Source organism: Enterobacter sp. C4G1, from assembly GCF_052886895.1.
The window spans coordinates 1,285,421-1,303,907 of record NZ_JBQVVV010000001.1; the positions used below are offsets into that span (position 1 = coordinate 1,285,421).

An 18,487-nucleotide genomic window follows, 5' to 3' on the forward strand; every position below is an offset into this window, starting at 1 on the left:
TATCAGGCCCGTCGCTTGGTTGCAGAGTCCATCCAGACTGCCAACAACAGAATGGCCCCCTTGACGATATACTGCCAAAAGGTCGGGACGTCCATCATGCTCATTCCGTTATCCAGCGAAGCCATAATAAATGCGCCCATCACCGCACCCGCCACGCTGCCGACACCCCCGGCGAGACTGGTGCCACCAATGACGCAGGCCGCGATGGCATCCAGTTCGGCGATGTTCCCTGCAGATGGCGAACCGGCACCCAGACGTGAACTGAGAATCAGCCCGGCGATCGCGACCATCAGGCCGTTGATAGCAAAGACGGCGAGCTTAGTACGTTCTACATTAATGCCCGACAGTCGTGCCGCCTCCAGGTTGCCGCCAATCGCATAAATACGGCGACCAAATGCGGTGCGCGTGGCCATAAACATGCCCGCCAGCAGCAGAAGGGCTAACAGCAACACCGGGGTCGGTACGCCGCGATAGTCGTTCAGAAGCCAAATTGCGCCCAGCACGATCACCGCCGTCAGCGCCTGACGCCCGACAACCGATGTCGATGGGGCAGAGGCCAGCCCCAGCGCCTGACGACGCATACGCCCGCGCCACTGCCAGGCAACGAACGCCATTAACCCTACCACACCGAGCGTGAAGCCTAAGCCACCAGAGAGATAGCTCTGCCCAATTTGTGACATAGATGCGCTGGTAGGCGACACCGTTGTGCCGTTGGTAATACCAATCAAGATGCCCCGGAAGGCCAACATGCCGGCAAGCGTGACAATAAACGAGGGCACTTTGCGATAGGCAACCCACCATCCATTCCATGCGCCGAGCACCAGGCCCATGATCAGCGTGACGGCAACAGTGAGCGGCAGCGGCCAGCCGAACCAGACGTCGAAAATGGCGGCCACACCGCCAAGCAGGCCCATCATTGAGCCAACGGAGAGGTCTATCTCGGCGGAGATAATCACAAATACCATGCCCACGGCCAGGATGCCTGTGATGGCCGTCTGGCGCAGCAGGTTGGAGACGTTACGTGCGCTCAGGTATGAGCCATCGGTCATCCAGGTAAAAAACAGCATGATGACGATAATCGCGGCAATCATGACAAAGACTTGCAGGTTAAGTACCTTAAGTCCCGCGAACGCGCCAGGCGTCGGTGCAGCGACTTTAAGATCAGACGGATTGCTTTTCGACATGGCGTTCGCTCCTTAATGCGGCTTCCATCACCTGTTCTTGCGTCAGGCCTTGGTTAATCAGGTTGGCTTTTAATTTCCCTTCATGCATGACCAGCACGCGGTCGCTCAGACCAAGCACTTCAGGGAGCTCAGAGGAGATGACAATGACGGCAATCCCTTGCTGCACAAGCTGATTAATCAGTTTGTAGATTTCGTATTTTGCACCGATGTCGATCCCGCGCGTCGGCTCATCCAGAATTAATATGCGGGGATTGAGCAGCAGGCAGCGCGCCAGTATCGCTTTTTGTTGATTACCCCCACTCAGACGACCAATGGCCAGTTCCGGGGAGGAGGTTTTTACTTTAAGCCGGGCGAGCGACTGGAGAATGCACTGCTGCTCGGCGGCATCGTCCAGGCTGCTGAGTGCGCCAGAAAACTGGTTGAGGGCGGCAAGTGTGATGTTTTTACCCACGGCCATTACCGGAACGATGCCGTCTTTTTTACGGTCTTCCGGCACCATGGCGATGCCCTGAGCAATGGCCTGCTGGCAGTTTTCGATATGGATTGGCTGGCCATCGATATAAATGCTGCCTTCCCAGCGCCCTGGCCAGACGCCGAACAGACATTGTACGGCTTCGGTGCGTCCGGCGCCGACCAGCCCGGCGATGCCGAGGATCTCACCACGATGAAGTGAGAAGGAGACATTGTTAACCCGCTTAATGTGGCGATTAACGGGGTGCCATGCGGTCAGGTTTTCAACGCGTAAAACTTCATCCCCAATCGTGTGGGGTTCGTTCGGATACAGCGCAGTAAGCTCGCGCCCGACCATCATGGTAATGATGTCGTCTTCGCTCATGCCTGCCGCTTCGCGCGTGCCGATGTGCTGACCATCGCGGATCACGCAGATGGTGTCCGAAATGGCTTTCACTTCATTGAGTTTGTGCGAAATGTAGATACAGGCGATGCCGTGGTGTTGCAGGTCGCGGATGATGTTGAGCAGAACGGCCGTTTCCTGTTCGGTGAGCGATGCCGTCGGTTCATCGAGTATTAACAGCCGTACCTGTTTGTTCAGCGCTTTGGCAATCTCAACCAGCTGCTGTTGGCCCAGCCCTAAATCCCCCACGCGGGTATTGGGTGAAATTGCGAGGCTCACCTGCGCCAGCAGCTTTTCACAGCGCAGCGTCATGGTGTCGTAATCCAGCACGCCGTGACGTGAAATCTCAGCGCCCAGGAAGATATTTTCCAGCACGGTGAGATGCTTAACCAGTGCCAGCTCCTGATGAATGATAGCGATGCCTTTGCGTTCGGTATCGCGGATGTGTGTGGCCTGAATCACCTCTCCGGCAAAGACAATTTCGCCGTCGTAGCTGCCGTGAGGGTAGATCCCGCACAACACTTTCATCAGCGTTGATTTACCCGAACCGTTTTCACCACACAGTGAAACCACCTCTCCGGCGTTGAGCCGCAGGCTGACGTTATCGACGGCTTTCACCGCGCCGAAAGCTTTGGTGATGCTTTTCATTTCTAGTAAATAAGGCATAACTGCTCCACATGACCCGAAGTAAGAACAGCACAAGTCGATGCGCCCCCGCAGGGCAGGGGCAGCGCTGGATTACAGTTCACTCTTTTTGTGGAAACCGTCTTTAATCACGGTGGCGTCAATGTTCTCTTTATTGACTTCGATTGGGGTAAGCAGGCGAGACGGAACATCTTTCAGGCCGTTGTTCAGGCTAGTGTCTGCTTTGGGTTGTTGGTTATTACCTAGCTCAACGGCAATTTCAGCTGCCGTGTTGGCGAGTTCGGTGATGGGTTTGTAGACGGTCATGGTTTGCGTGCCGGCGATAATACGTTTAACGCCCGCGAGATCGGCATCCTGACCTGAAATCGCGACTTTACCGGCAAGGCCCTGTGCACTGAGCGCCTGAATGGCACCGCCAGCTGTCGCATCATTGGATGCAACAACAGCGTCAATTTTGTTGTTATTGGCGGTTAAGGCGTTTTCCATAATTTTCAGCGCATTTTCTGGAAGCCAGCCATCTGCCCATTGATCGCCAACTACTTTAATCTTGCCATCTTCAATATATGGCTTAAGCACTTTCATTTGTCCTTCACGGAACAGTTTGGCGTTGTTATCGACCGGCGAGCCGCCCATCAGGAAATAATTCCCCTGAGGCACTTTATCAACCAGACTTTTTGCCTGTAACTCACCGACTTTTTCATTATCGAATGAAATATAAAAATCAATATCCGCATTATTAATCATGCGATCATAGGCTAAAACTTTTATACCTTCTTGCTTTGCTTCTTTAACTACGTTACTTAACACCTGGCCGTTATAGGGGATAATGACCAGAACATCTACGCCACGGTTAATCATATTTTCGATCTGCGACATTTGGGTTTCTTCGTTGCCGTTAGCCGACTGAACAAACACCTGGGCGCCAAGCGATTCCGCTTTTTTCACAAAAATATCGCGATCTTTTTGCCAGCGTTCAAGGCGCAAATCGTCAATAGCCATGCCGATTTTTACCTCTTTTGCATGGCCAGCAAAGCTTGCAAGCAGGAGAGTAGTGCAGAGAGTAAGGGACAGGTTCTTTATCTTCATAATTATAGGGCCTTTTTGTAGGTGATGTGCTGCTGAGATAAAAGAAACATTCACTGCTGTAGACGCAGCAAATTTTTAACGTGGAATGGCTGGCTGGCAATTACAGATTTTTATCTTCTCGTTATGATATTTGGTTTATTTCTGAATTTATGACCGCGATCTGATTTTAAAAGGTGTAACTTATTAATTACACACAAATCTGGAATAAGCGCCGAAAAAATAGTTTGCCTGCGCATTATTTTGCGAGCCAGCGCACAGTTGTGTATTCTCTCAATAGCAGTGTGAAATAACGTAATTGAGCAAGTGCGAATGTCTATTCACTATTACTCCAGTATCGACTACTCGCCGCATCCCTTGATTATGGAGCTCAATATGCAAGCTTATTTCGACCAACTCGATCGCGTTCGTTACGAAGGCCCGAAAACGTCCAATCCTTTAGCATTTCGTCACTACAACCCGGATGAGCTGGTGCTGGGTAAGCGCATGGAAGACCATCTGCGCTTTGCCGCCTGTTACTGGCACACCTTCTGCTGGAATGGCGCTGATATGTTCGGCGTGGGTTCCTTCGATCGCCCGTGGCAGCAACCCGGCGAGGCCATTGAGCTGGCTAAGCGTAAAGCGGATGTCGCGTTTGAATTCTTCCACAAGCTGAATGTGCCGTATTACTGCTTCCACGATGTGGATGTGTCACCAGAAGGCGCATCGCTGAAAGAGTATCTGAACAACTTTGCACAAATGGTTGACGTGCTGGCGGCAAAACAGCAGCAAAGTGGCGTGAAACTGCTGTGGGGCACAGCAAACTGTTTCACTAACCCGCGTTATGGCGCAGGTGCGGCAACAAACCCTGATCCAGAAGTGTTCAGCTGGGCCGCCACCCAGGTGGTGACAGCAATGAACGCTACCCATCAGCTTGGTGGCGAAAACTATGTTCTCTGGGGTGGCCGCGAGGGTTATGAAACCCTGCTGAACACCGATTTGCGCCAGGAACGTGAGCAGATTGGTCGCTTTATGCAGATGGTTGTCGAGCATAAACACAAAATCGGTTTCCATGGCACGCTGCTGATTGAGCCGAAACCGCAAGAGCCAACCAAACATCAGTACGATTATGACGTTGCCACCGTGTACGGCTTCCTGAAGCAGTTTGGTCTGGAAAAAGAGATCAAAGTGAATATCGAAGCAAACCACGCCACGCTGGCGGGTCACTCTTTCCATCACGAAATCGCTTCTGCCATTGCGCTCGGCATCTTTGGTTCTGTTGATGCGAACCGTGGCGATGCACAGCTGGGCTGGGATACAGACCAGTTCCCGAACAGCGTGGAAGAAAATGCGCTGGTGATGTACGAAATCATCAAAGCGGGCGGCTTCACTACGGGTGGCCTGAACTTCGATGCCAAAGTGCGCCGTCAGAGTACTGACAAATATGACCTGTTCTACGGCCACATTGGCGCGATGGACACCATGGCGCTGGCGCTGAAAATCGCGGCACGTATGATTGAAGACGGTGAGCTGGATAAACGCGTTGCGAAGCGTTATAGCGGCTGGAACAGTGAGCTGGGCCAGCAAATTTTGAAAGGCCAGTTATCGCTTGCCGACATCGCGAAGTACGCTGAACAGCATCATCTGGCGCCGCAGCATCAAAGCGGACATCAGGAATTGCTGGAAAACCTGGTGAATCACTACCTGTTCGATAAGTAACCCCGAGCTGAAGACGTTCATGGGCCCGGTAAGCGTAACGCCACCGGGCATTTCTGTTAAAGGAGTCACCGCAATGTATATCGGGATCGATCTTGGCACATCGGGTGTGAAAGCCATCCTGCTCAGCGAGCAGGGCGAGGTGTTAGCAACACAGACTGAAAAGCTTCAGGTTTCACGCCCGCATCCGCTGTGGTCGGAACAGGACCCGGAGCAATGGTGGCAGGCGACGGATCGTGCAATGAAGGCGCTGGGTGAACAACACAGCTTACGTGATGTAAAAGCGCTCGGCATTGCCGGGCAAATGCATGGCGCCACGCTGCTTGATAGCGAGCACCGTGTGTTGCGCCCGGCTATTCTCTGGAACGATGGCCGTTGCGGTGAAGAGTGCGCCATTCTTGAAGGCCGCGTGCCCACTTCCCGGGTGATAACGGGCAACCTGATGATGCCAGGCTTTACCGCACCAAAACTGCTGTGGGTGCAACGCCATGAACCTGAGGTCTTCCGTCAGGTCGCCAAAGTACTGCTGCCGAAAGATTATCTGCGTTTTCGTATGACGGGTGATTTCGCCAGCGATATGTCTGATGCGGCGGGCACCATGTGGCTCGATGTGGCTAAACGCGACTGGAGCGAGGCAATGCTCGATGCCTGTCATCTGACCCGCGATCATATGCCGGCGCTTTTCGAAGGCAGTGAGATCACGGGGACATTACAGCCCGGCGTAGCCAAAAGCTGGAACATGCCGGCCGTGCCGGTAGTTGCCGGTGGTGGCGATAATGCAGCTGGCGCTGTGGGTGTCGGGATGGTTGACGCGGGGCAGGCTATGCTCTCGCTGGGGACATCCGGCGTCTATTTTGCGGTTAGCGATGGTTATCGCAGCAACCCTGAAAATGCCGTGCACAGTTTCTGTCATGCCCTTCCGGGTAAGTGGCATCTGATGTCGGTGATGTTGAGTGCGGCATCCTGCCTTGACTGGGCGGCAAAACTGACCGGAATGGCAGATGTTCCGACGTTGATTGCGGCTGCGCAACAGGCGGATGAAAATGCGGGTACCGTCTGGTTTTTACCTTATCTTTCCGGCGAGCGTACGCCGCATAACAACCCTGAAGCCAAAGGCGTCTTTTTTGGGCTGACACATCAGCACGGCCCGGCAGAGCTGGCGCGTGCGGTGCTCGAAGGGGTAGGTTATGCACTGGCCGACGGAATGGATGTCGTACACGACTGCGGGCTAAAACCCGGCAGTATCACCCTGATTGGCGGAGGCGCCCGGAGCAGCTACTGGCGACAGATGCTGTCTGATATCAGCGGGTTGCAGCTGGACTACCGGACAGGTGGCGATGTGGGCCCTGCGTTGGGGGCGGCGCGTCTGGCGCAGATTGCCCTGAACCCGAATACTCCGCTTGCACAGCTGTTACCGCAGCTTGCACTTGAACAGGCGCATGTGCCTGATGCTAAACGCCATTTACAGTACGCTGAAAGGCGCGATGTATTCCGCAAAATCTACCAGCAACTGCTGCCGTTAATGTCATAAAAACGGTTGTCTGAAACAGGCATGAGGATGTCCTTTTTTGGTCTGTTCGTGCTCCCATTTCCTCGCCAGAATAAGGATACACCCACTGGCGAGGAGAACTATCATGTCACGTATTGCTTTACTCAATATCGATACCCAACAGTCTTTCCATCATCGGGATTACTGGCAGGAGAAGGATATTCCCGCTTTTCAGCAGGCGATGCTTGGGCTGATTGAAGGCTGCGAATCGCGCAATATTCCCGTTGTTGATATCTTTCATGTAGACGAGGAAGGCCCCTTCTCACTGCAAAGTGGCTCTGTCAAACCGATGGCTTTTTTACGTCATCATCCTGCTGTTGTATTCCAAAAACACGTCCACAATGCATTTACCGATACCGGCCTTGACCATTGGTTGCGAGAGCGCGATATCAACCAGTTGATCATCTGCGGCATTCGTACCGAGCAGTGCTGCGAAACAACCGCCCGGGTGGCCTCCGATCTGGGCTATGCTGTGACCTTTGTTAGCGAGGCAACGCTCACGTTTCCGATGACGCATAAGGGGATCACCCTCAGCGCAGACGAACTGCGCCATCGCACCGAGACGGTGCTGGCCGGGCGATTTGCCGATATTAAAACCGTCGCGCAGGCGCTGGAGTCACTTTAATGAGCATCGATGTCTGGTTCGTCATGCTGTCAGGGGTGTTGTCATTAGACATGACCGGTCCGGCAGAAACCTTCGTGCTGGCAGGCGATGTATTTCGCCTGCATTACATCGGCCCGGAGCCAGAAGTACCAACGTCGATTGGCCTGACGATGGGGGGCATCCAGCCATTACCGGATACCCTGCCTGCGGGGAGTTTGCTGGTGCTGCCCGGCGTCAGTGACTCCCGCTATCAGTTTTCAACGCCGCAAGCGAAGCGTATTCAGAACTGGTTGATGCGCCTGCAACCGCAAATTCACCATCAGGACATCACTGTCATGTGCGTCTGTTCAGGGGCTCTGCTGGCGGCGAAATCCGGTTTGCTGAATGGCAGGCAGTGCACAACGCACCACGATGTTATCGAGCGTTTGCGCAGTGCAGCACCTACGGCGATGATCAAAGAGAATCGCATATTCGTTCAGGATGGGAGTATCTGGACCAGTGCCGGGATCACGTCGGGTATCGATCTGGCACTGCATATGATCAATCGTCTTTGCGGGCCGGAAAAGGCACTGGCGGTGGCGCGTGAGATGGTGGTCTGGTTCCGTCGCTCTGGCGACGACCCGCAGTTATCCCCCTGGTTACGCTATCGCAACCATCTTCACCCGGCCATCCATCGCGCGCAGGATGCGCTCACCGCAGAACCGCAAAAAGCGTGGAGCCTGTCGGACATCGCCGCGCTGGCGCACGTCAGCCCGCGTCATTTGACCCGACTTTTTCAGGTGCATTTAGGCATAAGTGTTCGGGATTACCTGGAACAATTGCGTCTTGCTGTGGCTGAGCAGTGGTTGTTGCAGGGGCGTGGCGTGGAGCACGCGTCACTGGCGGCAGGGTTTTCTTCCCCGCGCCAGTATCACCGCGCCAGACAGCGTATCGTTAACTGACGAAACGGCGAGTATCTATCTTCTGTAGCAGCATCGACAGCAACAAACTCACGGCCAGTGTGGCGGCAAAAATCCAGACAATATCCAGCAGCGGCCAGCTTTTCAGCTCAACTCCTCGGGTTCGCAGGGCGTGGATCACCAGCGCGTGAAACCCGTAAATCCCCAGAGAATGCCGCGAGATAAAGCCAAGCCAGGGAAGGGGACGAGCGTTCAGCGTATTTTTGACCAGCGTCAGCAGGGATACGGCACAGATAAAGACCATCGGCCCGCAGTACAGGTACCACGTATCAGCGAAGTTACCGCGCCATTGCAGTTCGTACAGCGTCCCGCGGGAAATAATTACCACGCCGATGATAAAAACGGCGGCGCATAACCCATTAAGCCCGCGCTTTTGCGTGTCCATCATGCCAATGGCACGCCCTAACATGCCGTAGAGAATGTAGTAGAACGTATCGCCGCTGATATAGAGGTTAACTGGCAACCATTCAAATCCCCCTATTTTTTGCGACACCGTATTGGGGTTGGCCACTACGCCAATCACCACCATCAGCGCCAGCAGCATTTTTCCGCTCACATTTTTTACCTGAATCAGCGGAGAAACCAGATAGATAACGATAATCGCGAAGAAGAACCACAGATGGTAGAACACCGGTTTTTGCAGCAGATACTTGAATGAAAGCCCGGCGTTAATAGGGGTAAAGAGCGTGATATAGAGCAGCGCAATGGCGCTGTAAAACAGCAGGCATGATGCGATGCGCATGAAATGCTTTGGCTGCGCGCTTCGTTCGCCAAAAAAGAGAAAGCCGGAAATCATAAAGAACAGCGGCACGCTGACGCGGGACGCGGAGTTCAGAATATTGGCGATATCCCAGTTAACGTGGCTGATACTGTGGGCGTTAGTGACATACCAGGTGGTGGTATGGATCATCACCACCATCAGACAGGCTATTCCTCGCAGGTTATCAACCCAGTTAATTTTTGACTGCATCAGTTCCTCTGTTGTCCTGTTAAAAAGAGTGTGACTGCCAATATGTGAAAGCCTCTCGTTGGAAAATTCTGAGTTTTATTATGCGGGCTTGTGTGCAAGCCGCGAGATTCGCAGAATGCCAAACCTTAATCTATAAAAGCTTTGATACTAAAAATAACAGCCACAGACCAGGCCGGTAATAAAAATGATGATGAAGCGCGTGGCGTCACTCTTTCTGCTGCTTATGCTGGCAGGATGCAGTTCTTCGCAAGATGCCCCTGTGCAAAAAGCGCAGCAGGGTAAAATGAGCCCTGAACGCTCTCTGAATATGGAGCACCTGTGCAAGGATCAGGCTGCCCACCGCTATAACACGGGCATGGATAAAATCGACGTCACTCGCTTTGAACGGTTTCAGGGCAGTTTCGAGCTGCGGGGACATACCTCACGTAAAGAGGGCTTTGTCTGCTCTTTTGACGCAGACGGCCAGTTTTTACACCTCTCGATGCGCTAACCTGTGCGGATAATCAGTCGCCAGACCGGGCAAGTCTTCTGGCTGAAAGGCTTATTTCCCAATTTTCCCTAAACAAACCCGTTTCGTACTGTATATCTTGCAGTCAGCGGGTATACTGATCCCTTCCATTAAAAACCACACGTATCCAGCACGACATACTATGCAAAAGTTTGATACCAAGACCTTCCAGGGCCTGATCCTGACCTTACAGGATTACTGGGCTCGTCAGGGCTGTACCATTGTTCAACCTTTGGACATGGAAGTAGGCGCAGGCACTTCACACCCGATGACCAGCTTACGCGCGTTGGGGCCAGAACCAATGGCGACGGCATATGTGCAGCCATCCCGCCGCCCTACTGATGGCCGTTACGGCGAAAACCCGAACCGTTTACAGCACTACTATCAGTTCCAGGTTGTGATTAAGCCATCACCGGATAACATTCAGGAGCTGTACCTCGGGTCACTGAAAGAGCTGGGTATGGATCCAACCATCCACGACATTCGTTTCGTGGAAGATAACTGGGAAAACCCAACGCTGGGTGCCTGGGGTCTGGGCTGGGAAGTGTGGCTGAACGGTATGGAAGTGACACAGTTCACTTATTTCCAGCAGGTTGGCGGTCTGGAATGTAAACCGATTACCGGTGAAATCACCTACGGTCTGGAACGTCTGGCTATGTACATTCAGGGCGTAGACAGCGTTTACGACCTGGTCTGGAGCGACGGCCCACTGGGTAAAACGACCTACGGCGACGTGTTCCATCAGAACGAAGTGGAGCAATCCACCTATAACTTCGAATACGCAGATGTGGACTTCCTGTTCACTTGCTTCGAGCAGTATGAGAAAGAAGCCCAGCAGCTGCTGGCGCTGGAGACTCCGCTGCCACTGCCTGCTTACGAGCGTATTCTGAAGGCCGCCCACAGCTTCAACCTGCTGGACGCCCGCAAGGCTATCTCCGTGACTGAACGTCAGCGCTACATTCTGCGAATTCGTACCCTGACCAAAGCCGTTGCAGAAGCTTACTATGCGTCCCGTGAAGCCCTTGGCTTCCCGATGTGCAACCGAAACAAATAAGAGGCGGCCATGTCTGAGAAAACTTTCCTGGTGGAAATCGGCACCGAAGAGCTGCCACCAAAAGCCCTGCGCAGCCTGGCTGAATCTTTTGCTGCGAACGTGACCGCCGAGCTGGATAACGCTGGCCTGGCGCACGGTAAAATTGAATGGTTTGCTGCACCGCGCCGCCTGGCGCTGAAAGTGGCAAATCTGGCGGCGTCTCAGCCCGATCGTGAAGTGGAAAAACGTGGCCCGGCGATTGCTCAGGCGTTCGACGCTGAAGGTAAACCAAGCAAGGCGGCAGAAGGCTGGGCGCGTGGTTGTGGTATCACCGTTGACCAGGCTGAACGCCTTGCCACTGACAAAGGCGAGTGGCTGCTGTATCGCGCCCATGTAAAAGGCGAAAGTGCAGAAGCACTGCTGCCAGACATGATTGCGACTTCCCTGGCTAAACTGCCGATTCCAAAACTGATGCGCTGGGGCGCGTCTGACGTGCACTTCGTGCGTCCGGTTCACACCGTAACTCTGCTGCTGGGCGATACCGTTATTCCTGCCACCATTCTGGGTGTGGCATCCGATCGCGTGATCCGCGGCCACCGCTTTATGGGCGAGCCGGAGTTCACCATCGATAACGCCGATCAGTATCCTCAGATCCTGCTGGAGCGCGGTAAAGTCATTGCTGACTACGAGCTGCGTAAAGCGAAGATCAAAGCTGATGCAGAAGAAGCCGCGCGCAAGATTGGCGGTAACGCTGATCTGAGCGAAAGCCTGCTGGAAGAAGTCACCTCTCTGGTCGAGTGGCCAGTTGTGCTGACGGCGAAATTTGAAGAGAAGTTCCTGGCTGTTCCGGCGGAAGCGCTGGTGTACACCATGAAAGGTGACCAGAAGTACTTCCCGGTCTACGCCAACGACGGCAAACTGCTGCCAAACTTCATCTTCGTTGCGAACATCGAATCTAAAGATCCGATCCAGATTATTTCCGGTAACGAGAAAGTGGTGCGTCCACGTCTGGCGGATGCGGAGTTCTTCTTTAACACCGACCGCAAAAAACGCCTGGAAGACCACCTGCCGCGCCTGCAGACCGTACTGTTCCAGCAACAGCTGGGCACGCTGCGTGACAAAACCGACCGTATTGCAGAGCTGTCCGGCTGGATCGCTCGTGAAATCGGTGCTGACGTGAACCACGCGACCCGCGCGGGCCTGCTGTCTAAATGCGACCTGATGACCAACATGGTGTTCGAATTTACCGACACCCAGGGCGTGATGGGGATGCACTACGCGCGTCACGATGGCGAAGCAGAAGATGTGGCCGTTGCCCTGAACGAGCAGTATCAGCCGCGCTTTGCAGGTGATGACCTGCCGTCTAACCCGGTGGCCTGCGCGGTAGCGATTGCCGACAAAATGGACACCCTGGCGGGTATCTTTGGTATCGGTCAGTATCCGAAAGGTGACAAAGACCCGTTTGCGCTGCGTCGTGCCGCTCTGGGTGTGCTGCGTATCATCGTTGAGAAGAACCTGAACCTTGATCTGCAAACCCTGACCGAAGAAGCTGTTCGTCTGTACGGTGACAAGCTGACCAACGCGAAAGTGGTGGATGACGTTATCGACTTTATGCTCGGCCGTTTCCGCGCCTGGTATCAGGACGAAGGTTATACCGTCGACACCATTCAGGCGGTACTGGCACGTCGTCCGACCCGTCCGGCGGACTTCGATGCGCGTATGAAGGCGGTATCTCACTTCCGTACTCTGGAAGCGGCATCTGCGCTGGCTGCGGCTAATAAACGTGTATCCAACATCCTGGCGAAATCCGACGAAACGCTGAACGAGCGTGTGAACGCCGCGACGCTGAAAGAACCAGAAGAGATCGCCCTGGCGATGCAGGTTGTGGTGCTGCGTGACAAGCTGGAGCCGTTCTTCGCGGAAGGCCGCTACCAGGAAGCACTGGTCGAACTGGCTGAACTGCGTGAAGTGATCGACGCCTTCTTCGAGAAAGTGATGGTGAACGTAGAAGATAAAGATCTGCGTATTAACCGTCTGTCTATGCTCGAAAAACTGCGTGAGCTGTTCCTGCGCGTGGCGGATATTTCGCTGCTCCAGTAACGTGCTGTTGCCCGGTAGTCGGGCCTGGAAATGCTAAAAACCCGCTTCGGCGGGTTTTTTTATGGCGCAGAGTTGTGTTAGCCGATTGCGATCATGCCTTCACTGGTTTTCAGCCAGCGTGGCAGGGAACCGTTCATCAGCATCGGACTACCCCCTCTCCTCTTTGGGGAGAGGGCTGGGGTGAGGGGGAACATACAGCTGAGGCGGTCATTCCGTTCACTTTATGTTCCTTGCTACTCTGTTACTGCATTACCGGTGAACGTGCCAGGGTGGCTCACCGCCACCACCCTGGCGACCCGGGCTCCCGGCAAGAAAATCGCCGCTTCGCGGATTGTTCGCCCCATCCCTGGGGCTCACCCCTTCGGGGCCAGCGCAAGCGCTGTCCAAAATTGCTCCCAGCAATTTTGTCTTCGGCTTATTCCTTACGGCTTATCGGGGACGGGCGGAGGTAACGTCCCTGTAAATACGCCCTCTCGGCGCATCCATGCGCCTCGCCCCGGCCTACAGGAAACGCCTCAGCGATTTTCAGCGGACCATGGAGCCGCGGTAAGTCTTTTATTTCCATGGCGTAATATCATCGCTGAATAAAGACAAAAATTACCGGGGAACCCTCACCCCAAAGAGAGCGTAAGCCTCTTTCGACCAAAAATTAACCTTGAAACGGTCAACAAATTACCGTTATCCTTATGCCGTTAACTTCCTCCCTCTGGAACGCATCCCGAAAATGAACAAACACGACTGATGAATTTCGATCCTTGCTAAACGCGACCGCGTCGGCAGGGGATGTTTTGATTTCATTCAGGAGTGCTTATGGCTCATTTTGCGCAGTCCCCTTCTTTTATTTTGCATCAGGTCACCTGTCAGTTTGCGACGGGCGATACGCTTTTTGGTCCGCTGGATCTCTCTCTTGAGCCGTCGCTGTGCGCACTGGTTGGCCGTAACGGCAGTGGTAAAACGCGCCTGCTGCGTCTGCTGGCCGGGTTTGATGAACCCGCGAGCGGGCATATCGAGCGTTTCGGCACGCACGCCTATGTGGCGCAACAACATGATATTTCCCCACAGACTCTGCTTGCTGAATTGCTCGGGTATGGCGATATTTTTGCAGCCCGCAAGCGTATCGAAAGCGGTGATTACCAGCCAGACTGTCTGGAAACACTCGACGGATACTGGGATTTAACGGAACGGCTGAGCGGGGCGTTTAGCCATGCGAAACTCCCGCCATTTGATCCTGATAAACCTGCCGCAGAGCTTAGCGGTGGCGAACGTATTCGCGCTCTGTTGTGCGCAGCATTTACTGCCGGTGCAGATTATCTTCTGCTGGATGAACCCACCAACCATCTCGACAAGCAAGGCCGTGAGTGGTTTTACGAACAGCTTTCCCGCTATCAGGGGGGCGTGCTGGTGGCCTCTCATGACCGTGAACTCCTGGCGCAGGTTCCGCGTATTCTGGAACTGAGCGCGTCTGGTTTGCGTAGTTACGGCGGGGATTATGCTGATTACCAGCGTCAACGTGATGCCGAGCAGCAATCAGCCCGCGCAGCGTTTGAACATGCCACAACAGAACGTAAGCGTACACGTACGCGGATGAAAAAAGAGCATGACGACAGCCAGCGGCGTTCGGCAAAGACGCTGCGCACTGTCGACAGTCTTAATATCGCCTCGTTCGAGCGGATCAAATATAAAATGGCGGCGAAAGAGCGTATTGGATCGTGGCGAAAACAGCATAACGATCAAAATGATGCGCTGAATATTGCTGTCCACAAAGCGCGTGAACGGGTGGAAGACGATAACCCGGTGATGTTCACCCTGCCGGGAAGCCAGATTGCCGAAGGGAAACAGGTGCTGGTACTCGAGGATCTGGTGCTGGCGTATGTGGATATCCCGCCGACAAACTGGCGGATGGATGGCCCGATGCGCGTGGCGCTGCGTGGGCCAAACGGCTGTGGGAAATCGACACTCCTAAAGACCATACTTGGGGAAACATTACCGCACGCGGGCAGTTGCCGAGTGTCAGTAACCTGCGCTTATCTCGACCAACACCTGTCGCAGCTGGATCTTACGCTGTCGGTGATGGCGCATCTCAACCTGAGCAATACACCTCTGGAAGAAGGAGGGCTACGTACCCGTTTAGCCCAGCTTCAGCTTGGCGCAGATAAGGTCATGCTTCCGCTGGCGGAACTGAGCGGCGGCGAACGTCTGAAAGCCGCGCTGGCCTGTGTGCTCTGGCGAGAAGAGGCCACACAGCTTCTGCTACTTGATGAGCCGACCAACCATCTGGATTTGGCCTCCGTTCAGGCGATTGAAGCGGCGCTGGCGGCTTTCCCCGGCGCGTTGCTGGTGGTATCGCACGATGAAGCATTCCTGAACGGACTGAACCTGACGCATGAAATGGTGTGGCAGAAAGAGGGATGGCGCTGTGAGAGGCTTTAAAACACAAGCCCCCGCAAGGGCGGGGGCTGTCACAATCTGGTATTACGCTATCTGTTTGCTGAGTGCAGTGTTTGCCTGAATCAGGCGCATCAGCTTTATTTCGGTGGCTGTGGGTCTTTCACGTTTTGATTCCCACTCCAGCACCATTGCTACGCTGACACCCATTGCTCTGGCGAATTCATCAGTTTTCAGCCCTGTCCCTTTGCGCAATTGCTCATATTCTGTAAAGGGATTGGATTTTTGTTGCAGGGTAATCGTCTGCGGTACATCTTTAAAAACAATCTGTTCCAGGCTGCTCAGCAGCTCAAACTCAGGATCTTTATATTCCATTGAGAACTCCTCTTAAATCACACAGCGGGATCGTGAACATCAGAGAGCCAATTAAGAATAGTCCCTAAAACAGACGCATGATCACCAGGGTTGTGATTAATCGTGCGGTAGTCGGGGCTTTACGCGTTTCAGCAGAAGGCTTACCCGCGCTAATTGACTGATTATTCATAAACAGCGCGACAGCGTATTTTTTTGTAAATCGTCAGCAAGAAAACGGCAATAGTCGTTTTGTATGAAAAGAGTATCTTGCAAGGCTGACCTGGACTATCCTTGTCAGCGTCGGGCACGCGTGTGCCGGTGTGCGCTTTTTTGGGTGAAAGGAGTAATGAAATGGCGACAGGAAAGTCCTGCTCTCGCTGGTTTGCGCCTGTTGCGGCGTTATTGATGGTAGTTAGCCTGAGTGGGTGTTTCGATAAAGAAGGCGATCAGCGCAAAGCGTTTATCGATTTTCTACAGAATACGGTGATGCGCAGTGGCGAACGTTTACCAACGCTGACTGCGGATCAGAAAAAACAGTTTGGTCCCTTCGTGTCCGATTATGCCATTCTTTATGGTTATTCACAGCAGGTGAGCCAGGCAATGGACTCAGGTCTTCGTCCTGTGCTGGATAGCGTTAACGCGATCCGTGTACCACAGGACTATATGACCCAGCGTGAACCACTGCGCCAGTCTAATGGTGCTCTGGGTGTGCTGAGCCAGCAATTGCAGAATGCAAAAATGCAGGCCGATGCTTCCCATTCTTCGCTCAAGCAAGGCGACGATCTTAAACCTGTCTTTGACAAGGTTTACGAGAAAGTGGTGACCAAACCCGCTGACGCTATGCAACCGCTGATCCCGGCTGCGCAGATTTTCACTCAGCAACTGGTACAGGTTGGGGATTACATCTCCCAGCAGGGAACCCAGGTGAGCTTTGTCTCTAACGGTATCCAGTTCCCGACCTCTCAGCAGGCCAGCCAGTATAACTCGCTGATTGGGCCGCTGGCGTCCCAGCACCAGGCCTTTAGTCAGGCGTGGAGCACGGCAGTCACAGCCACTGAATAAGACAAAAAAACCCCGCGAGAAACGGGGTTTTTTTATCGGCGATGAAAATATTGCTTGTCATTCATGTACCACATAGGTATAACAGTGACGTCGGTTTGTTACACAGACCTAAAGCAGTTTAGTAAAGCAGTCCAGATTGTTATCCATAGATACCCTTCGTAGTGACCCTTCCTTCATCGCTTAAAAATCTGTAACGCAACCTATCGCGCCGGAAGGCACAATATATTTGTTAATAAGGTAATTTCTATGTCTGCTAAAATGACTGGTCTGGTAAAATGGTTCAACGCTGATAAAGGTTTCGGTTTCATCACTCCTGATGATGGCTCTAAAGACGTGTTCGTACACTTCTCTGCTATCCAGAACGATGGCTACAAATCTCTGGACGAAGGTCAGAAAGTTTCCTTCACCATCGAAAGCGGCGCTAAAGGCCCAGCAGCTGGTAACGTTGTAAGCCTGTAAGCTTCCAACCCAGTAGCAAAGAATTTAAAAACCCGCCTTCTGGCGGGTTTTTTCGTTTCTACTGTTGTACCTGCGGGTTAACGCAGTTTTTCTCAACCCTTCCGCCCAGTGCGGCGATAAGGTTGTCCACTGCGGTGGCCGCCATGTTGTAGCGGGTTTCGTGAGTTGCCGATCCAATGTGGGGCAGGGCGACGACGTTTGGCAATGTCAGTAGTGGTGAACTGACCGGCAGTGGCTCTTGCTCAAACACATCAAGACCCGCAGCATGGATCTCACCGTTTTGCAGTGCTTCAATCAGCGCCTTTTCGTCCACCACCGGGCCGCGACCCGCGTTGATGAAGATGGCTGATTTCTTCATTCTCGCGAACTCAGCTTTGCCTATCAGATGATGTGTTTCTTCCGACAGCGGCAGGATCAGGCAGACGTAATCGGCTTCCTGAAGCAAGGTATCCAGTTCGCAGTAGCGCGCGTTAAAGCGCTCTTCAGCTTCCGTGTGATGACGACGCGCGTTGTACAGCACCGGCATGTTAAAGCCGAAATGCGCACGTTGCGCCAGCGCCAGGCCAATACGACCCATGCCGACAATCCCCAGCGTTTTGCCGTGAACATCCACACCGAACCAGTCCGGGCCAATGCTCTTTGTCCATTCGCCCGCTTTCACGCGTTCGGCCACTTCCACCACCCGGCGGGCGGTGCTGAGCACCAGCGCCATCAGCGTGTCGGCCACGGTTTCTGTCAGGGCATACGGGGTATGCATCAGCACAATTTTGCGGGTGTTCAGGGCCTCGACGTCGAAGTTGTCATACCCCACGGAAATCGTAGAGGTAGCACGAAGCTTCGGCATTTTCTCCAGCAATGCGACATCCACTTTTTCGCTTGAACCCAGCAGCCCTTCTGCGCGGGCAAACGCATCAGCGTGCTGCGCGACGGTGTCCGGGCTTAGGTTCTTCACCTGAGTCACGGTGAAGTGTTCTTCCAGGCGCTTTTGCAGATCTTCAGGCAGTGCTTTATACAAAATGACGGACGGCTTCATGCTAATCTCCG

16 protein-coding genes and 1 pseudogene are annotated in these 18,487 nt (G+C 53.7%); 11 read left to right on the forward strand and 6 right to left on the reverse strand.

Annotated elements, in window-relative coordinates; translation table 11 throughout:
* Positions 1–2: 2 nt before the first annotated feature.
* From xylH to xylF, 3 genes are all read right to left on the reverse strand, one after another.
* On the reverse strand, positions 3–1,184 hold the full coding sequence (gene xylH / locus ACT9TW_RS06170; RefSeq protein WP_182063218.1) for a xylose ABC transporter permease XylH: 1,182 nt from the start codon (positions 1,182–1,184) through the stop codon (positions 3–5).
* Positions 1,162–2,703: a xylose ABC transporter ATP-binding protein gene (locus ACT9TW_RS06175; protein WP_446491899.1), complete on the reverse strand. Its 1,542-nt coding sequence runs from the start codon at positions 2,701–2,703 to the stop codon at positions 1,162–1,164. The genes xylH and ACT9TW_RS06175 overlap by 23 nt, the downstream gene beginning before the upstream one ends.
* A 72-nt stretch (positions 2,704–2,775) precedes the next feature.
* Positions 2,776–3,768: a D-xylose ABC transporter substrate-binding protein gene (gene xylF / locus ACT9TW_RS06180; RefSeq protein ID WP_446492686.1), complete on the reverse strand. Its 993-nt coding sequence runs from the start codon at positions 3,766–3,768 to the stop codon at positions 2,776–2,778.
* Between the two features lie 372 nt (positions 3,769–4,140).
* Here xylF and xylA point away from each other — a divergent pair, with 372 nt between their 5' ends.
* The 4 genes from xylA (at position 4,141) to ACT9TW_RS06200 (ending at position 8,554) form a co-directional block, all read left to right on the forward strand.
* Positions 4,141–5,463 carry a xylose isomerase gene (gene xylA / locus ACT9TW_RS06185; RefSeq protein ID WP_182063504.1) on the forward strand — a complete coding sequence of 441 codons (1,323 nt, stop codon included), beginning with the start codon at positions 4,141–4,143 and terminating at the stop codon, positions 5,461–5,463.
* A gap of 73 nt (positions 5,464–5,536) precedes the next feature.
* Complete coding sequence (gene xylB, locus ACT9TW_RS06190) at positions 5,537–6,991, forward strand: xylulokinase (protein WP_446492687.1); 1,455 nt, start codon at positions 5,537–5,539, stop codon at positions 6,989–6,991.
* A gap of 103 nt (positions 6,992–7,094) precedes the next feature.
* Entirely contained in the window at positions 7,095–7,634 is a 540-nt protein-coding gene (locus ACT9TW_RS06195; RefSeq protein ID WP_182063220.1) for an isochorismatase family protein, read from the forward strand.
* Positions 7,634–8,554, forward strand: coding sequence for a GlxA family transcriptional regulator (locus ACT9TW_RS06200; RefSeq protein WP_446491900.1), 921 nt, complete (start codon positions 7,634–7,636; stop codon positions 8,552–8,554). Before ACT9TW_RS06195 ends, ACT9TW_RS06200 begins: the two co-directional genes overlap by 1 nt.
* On the opposite strand, the gene ACT9TW_RS06205 is transcribed toward ACT9TW_RS06200, so the two are convergent.
* Positions 8,547–9,542, reverse strand: coding sequence for an acyltransferase (locus ACT9TW_RS06205; RefSeq protein ID WP_446491901.1), 996 nt, complete (start codon positions 9,540–9,542; stop codon positions 8,547–8,549). The genes ACT9TW_RS06200 and ACT9TW_RS06205 overlap by 8 nt on opposite strands.
* A gap of 184 nt (positions 9,543–9,726) precedes the next feature.
* Here ACT9TW_RS06205 and ACT9TW_RS06210 point away from each other — a divergent pair, with 184 nt between their 5' ends.
* From ACT9TW_RS06210 to ACT9TW_RS06230, 5 genes and pseudogenes are all read left to right on the forward strand, one after another.
* On the forward strand, positions 9,727–10,032 hold the full coding sequence (locus ACT9TW_RS06210; RefSeq protein WP_446491902.1) for a YsaB family lipoprotein: 306 nt from the start codon (positions 9,727–9,729) through the stop codon (positions 10,030–10,032).
* Positions 10,033–10,192: 160 nt separating this feature from the next.
* Positions 10,193–11,104, forward strand: a complete 912-nt coding sequence (gene glyQ, locus ACT9TW_RS06215; protein WP_003860141.1) for a glycine--tRNA ligase subunit alpha — start codon at positions 10,193–10,195, stop codon at positions 11,102–11,104.
* Positions 11,105–11,113: 9 nt separating this feature from the next.
* On the forward strand, positions 11,114–13,183 hold the full coding sequence (gene glyS, locus ACT9TW_RS06220; RefSeq protein ID WP_446491903.1) for a glycine--tRNA ligase subunit beta: 2,070 nt from the start codon (positions 11,114–11,116) through the stop codon (positions 13,181–13,183).
* Positions 13,184–13,993: 810 nt separating this feature from the next.
* A pseudogene (locus tag ACT9TW_RS06225) lies at positions 13,994–14,506 on the forward strand (ATP-binding cassette domain-containing protein); the annotation flags it as partial.
* A gap of 588 nt (positions 14,507–15,094) precedes the next feature.
* Positions 15,095–15,613 carry an ATP-binding cassette domain-containing protein gene (locus ACT9TW_RS06230; RefSeq protein WP_446492688.1) on the forward strand — a complete coding sequence of 173 codons (519 nt, stop codon included), beginning with the start codon at positions 15,095–15,097 and terminating at the stop codon, positions 15,611–15,613.
* A 42-nt stretch (positions 15,614–15,655) separates the two neighbouring features.
* Here the strand turns inward: ACT9TW_RS06230 and ACT9TW_RS06235 are convergent, their stop codons facing one another.
* Positions 15,656–15,943, reverse strand: coding sequence for an HTH-type transcriptional regulator (locus tag ACT9TW_RS06235; protein ID WP_182063227.1), 288 nt, complete (start codon positions 15,941–15,943; stop codon positions 15,656–15,658).
* Between the two features lie 330 nt (positions 15,944–16,273).
* Between ACT9TW_RS06235 and ACT9TW_RS06240 the strand changes: the two genes are divergently transcribed.
* Positions 16,274–16,984 (forward strand): DUF3053 domain-containing protein, encoded by a 711-nt coding sequence (locus ACT9TW_RS06240; RefSeq protein ID WP_182063228.1) that lies wholly within the window; start codon positions 16,274–16,276, stop codon positions 16,982–16,984.
* 246 nt (positions 16,985–17,230) lie between these two features.
* Positions 17,231–17,443: a transcription antiterminator/RNA stability regulator CspE gene (cspE, locus tag ACT9TW_RS06245; protein ID WP_003860775.1), complete on the forward strand. Its 213-nt coding sequence runs from the start codon at positions 17,231–17,233 to the stop codon at positions 17,441–17,443.
* 58 nt (positions 17,444–17,501) lie between these two features.
* On the opposite strand, the gene ghrB is transcribed toward cspE, so the two are convergent.
* On the reverse strand, positions 17,502–18,476 hold the full coding sequence (gene ghrB / locus ACT9TW_RS06250) for a glyoxylate/hydroxypyruvate reductase GhrB (protein ID WP_446491904.1): 975 nt from the start codon (positions 18,474–18,476) through the stop codon (positions 17,502–17,504).
* Between the last annotated feature and the right edge of the window lie 11 nt (positions 18,477–18,487).

Coding starts and splice junctions, on each gene's coding strand:
- xylH (WP_182063218.1), bottom strand. CDS start 1,184: ATGTCGAAAAGCAATCCGTCTGATCTTAAAGTCGCTGCACCGACGCCT.
- ACT9TW_RS06175 (WP_446491899.1), bottom strand. CDS start 2,703: ATGCCTTATTTACTAGAAATGAAAAGCATCACCAAAGCTTTCGGCGCG.
- xylF (WP_446492686.1), bottom strand. CDS start 3,768: ATGAAGATAAAGAACCTGTCCCTTACTCTCTGCACTACTCTCCTGCTT.
- xylA (WP_182063504.1), top strand. CDS start 4,141: ATGCAAGCTTATTTCGACCAACTCGATCGCGTTCGTTACGAAGGCCCG.
- xylB (WP_446492687.1), top strand. CDS start 5,537: ATGTATATCGGGATCGATCTTGGCACATCGGGTGTGAAAGCCATCCTG.
- ACT9TW_RS06195 (WP_182063220.1), top strand. CDS start 7,095: ATGTCACGTATTGCTTTACTCAATATCGATACCCAACAGTCTTTCCAT.
- ACT9TW_RS06200 (WP_446491900.1), top strand. CDS start 7,634: ATGAGCATCGATGTCTGGTTCGTCATGCTGTCAGGGGTGTTGTCATTA.
- ACT9TW_RS06205 (WP_446491901.1), bottom strand. CDS start 9,542: ATGCAGTCAAAAATTAACTGGGTTGATAACCTGCGAGGAATAGCCTGT.
- ACT9TW_RS06210 (WP_446491902.1), top strand. CDS start 9,727: ATGATGATGAAGCGCGTGGCGTCACTCTTTCTGCTGCTTATGCTGGCA.
- glyQ (WP_003860141.1), top strand. CDS start 10,193: ATGCAAAAGTTTGATACCAAGACCTTCCAGGGCCTGATCCTGACCTTA.
- glyS (WP_446491903.1), top strand. CDS start 11,114: ATGTCTGAGAAAACTTTCCTGGTGGAAATCGGCACCGAAGAGCTGCCA.
- ACT9TW_RS06230 (WP_446492688.1), top strand. CDS start 15,095: ATGCGCGTGGCGCTGCGTGGGCCAAACGGCTGTGGGAAATCGACACTC.
- ACT9TW_RS06235 (WP_182063227.1), bottom strand. CDS start 15,943: ATGGAATATAAAGATCCTGAGTTTGAGCTGCTGAGCAGCCTGGAACAG.
- ACT9TW_RS06240 (WP_182063228.1), top strand. CDS start 16,274: ATGGCGACAGGAAAGTCCTGCTCTCGCTGGTTTGCGCCTGTTGCGGCG.
- cspE (WP_003860775.1), top strand. CDS start 17,231: ATGTCTGCTAAAATGACTGGTCTGGTAAAATGGTTCAACGCTGATAAA.
- ghrB (WP_446491904.1), bottom strand. CDS start 18,476: ATGAAGCCGTCCGTCATTTTGTATAAAGCACTGCCTGAAGATCTGCAA.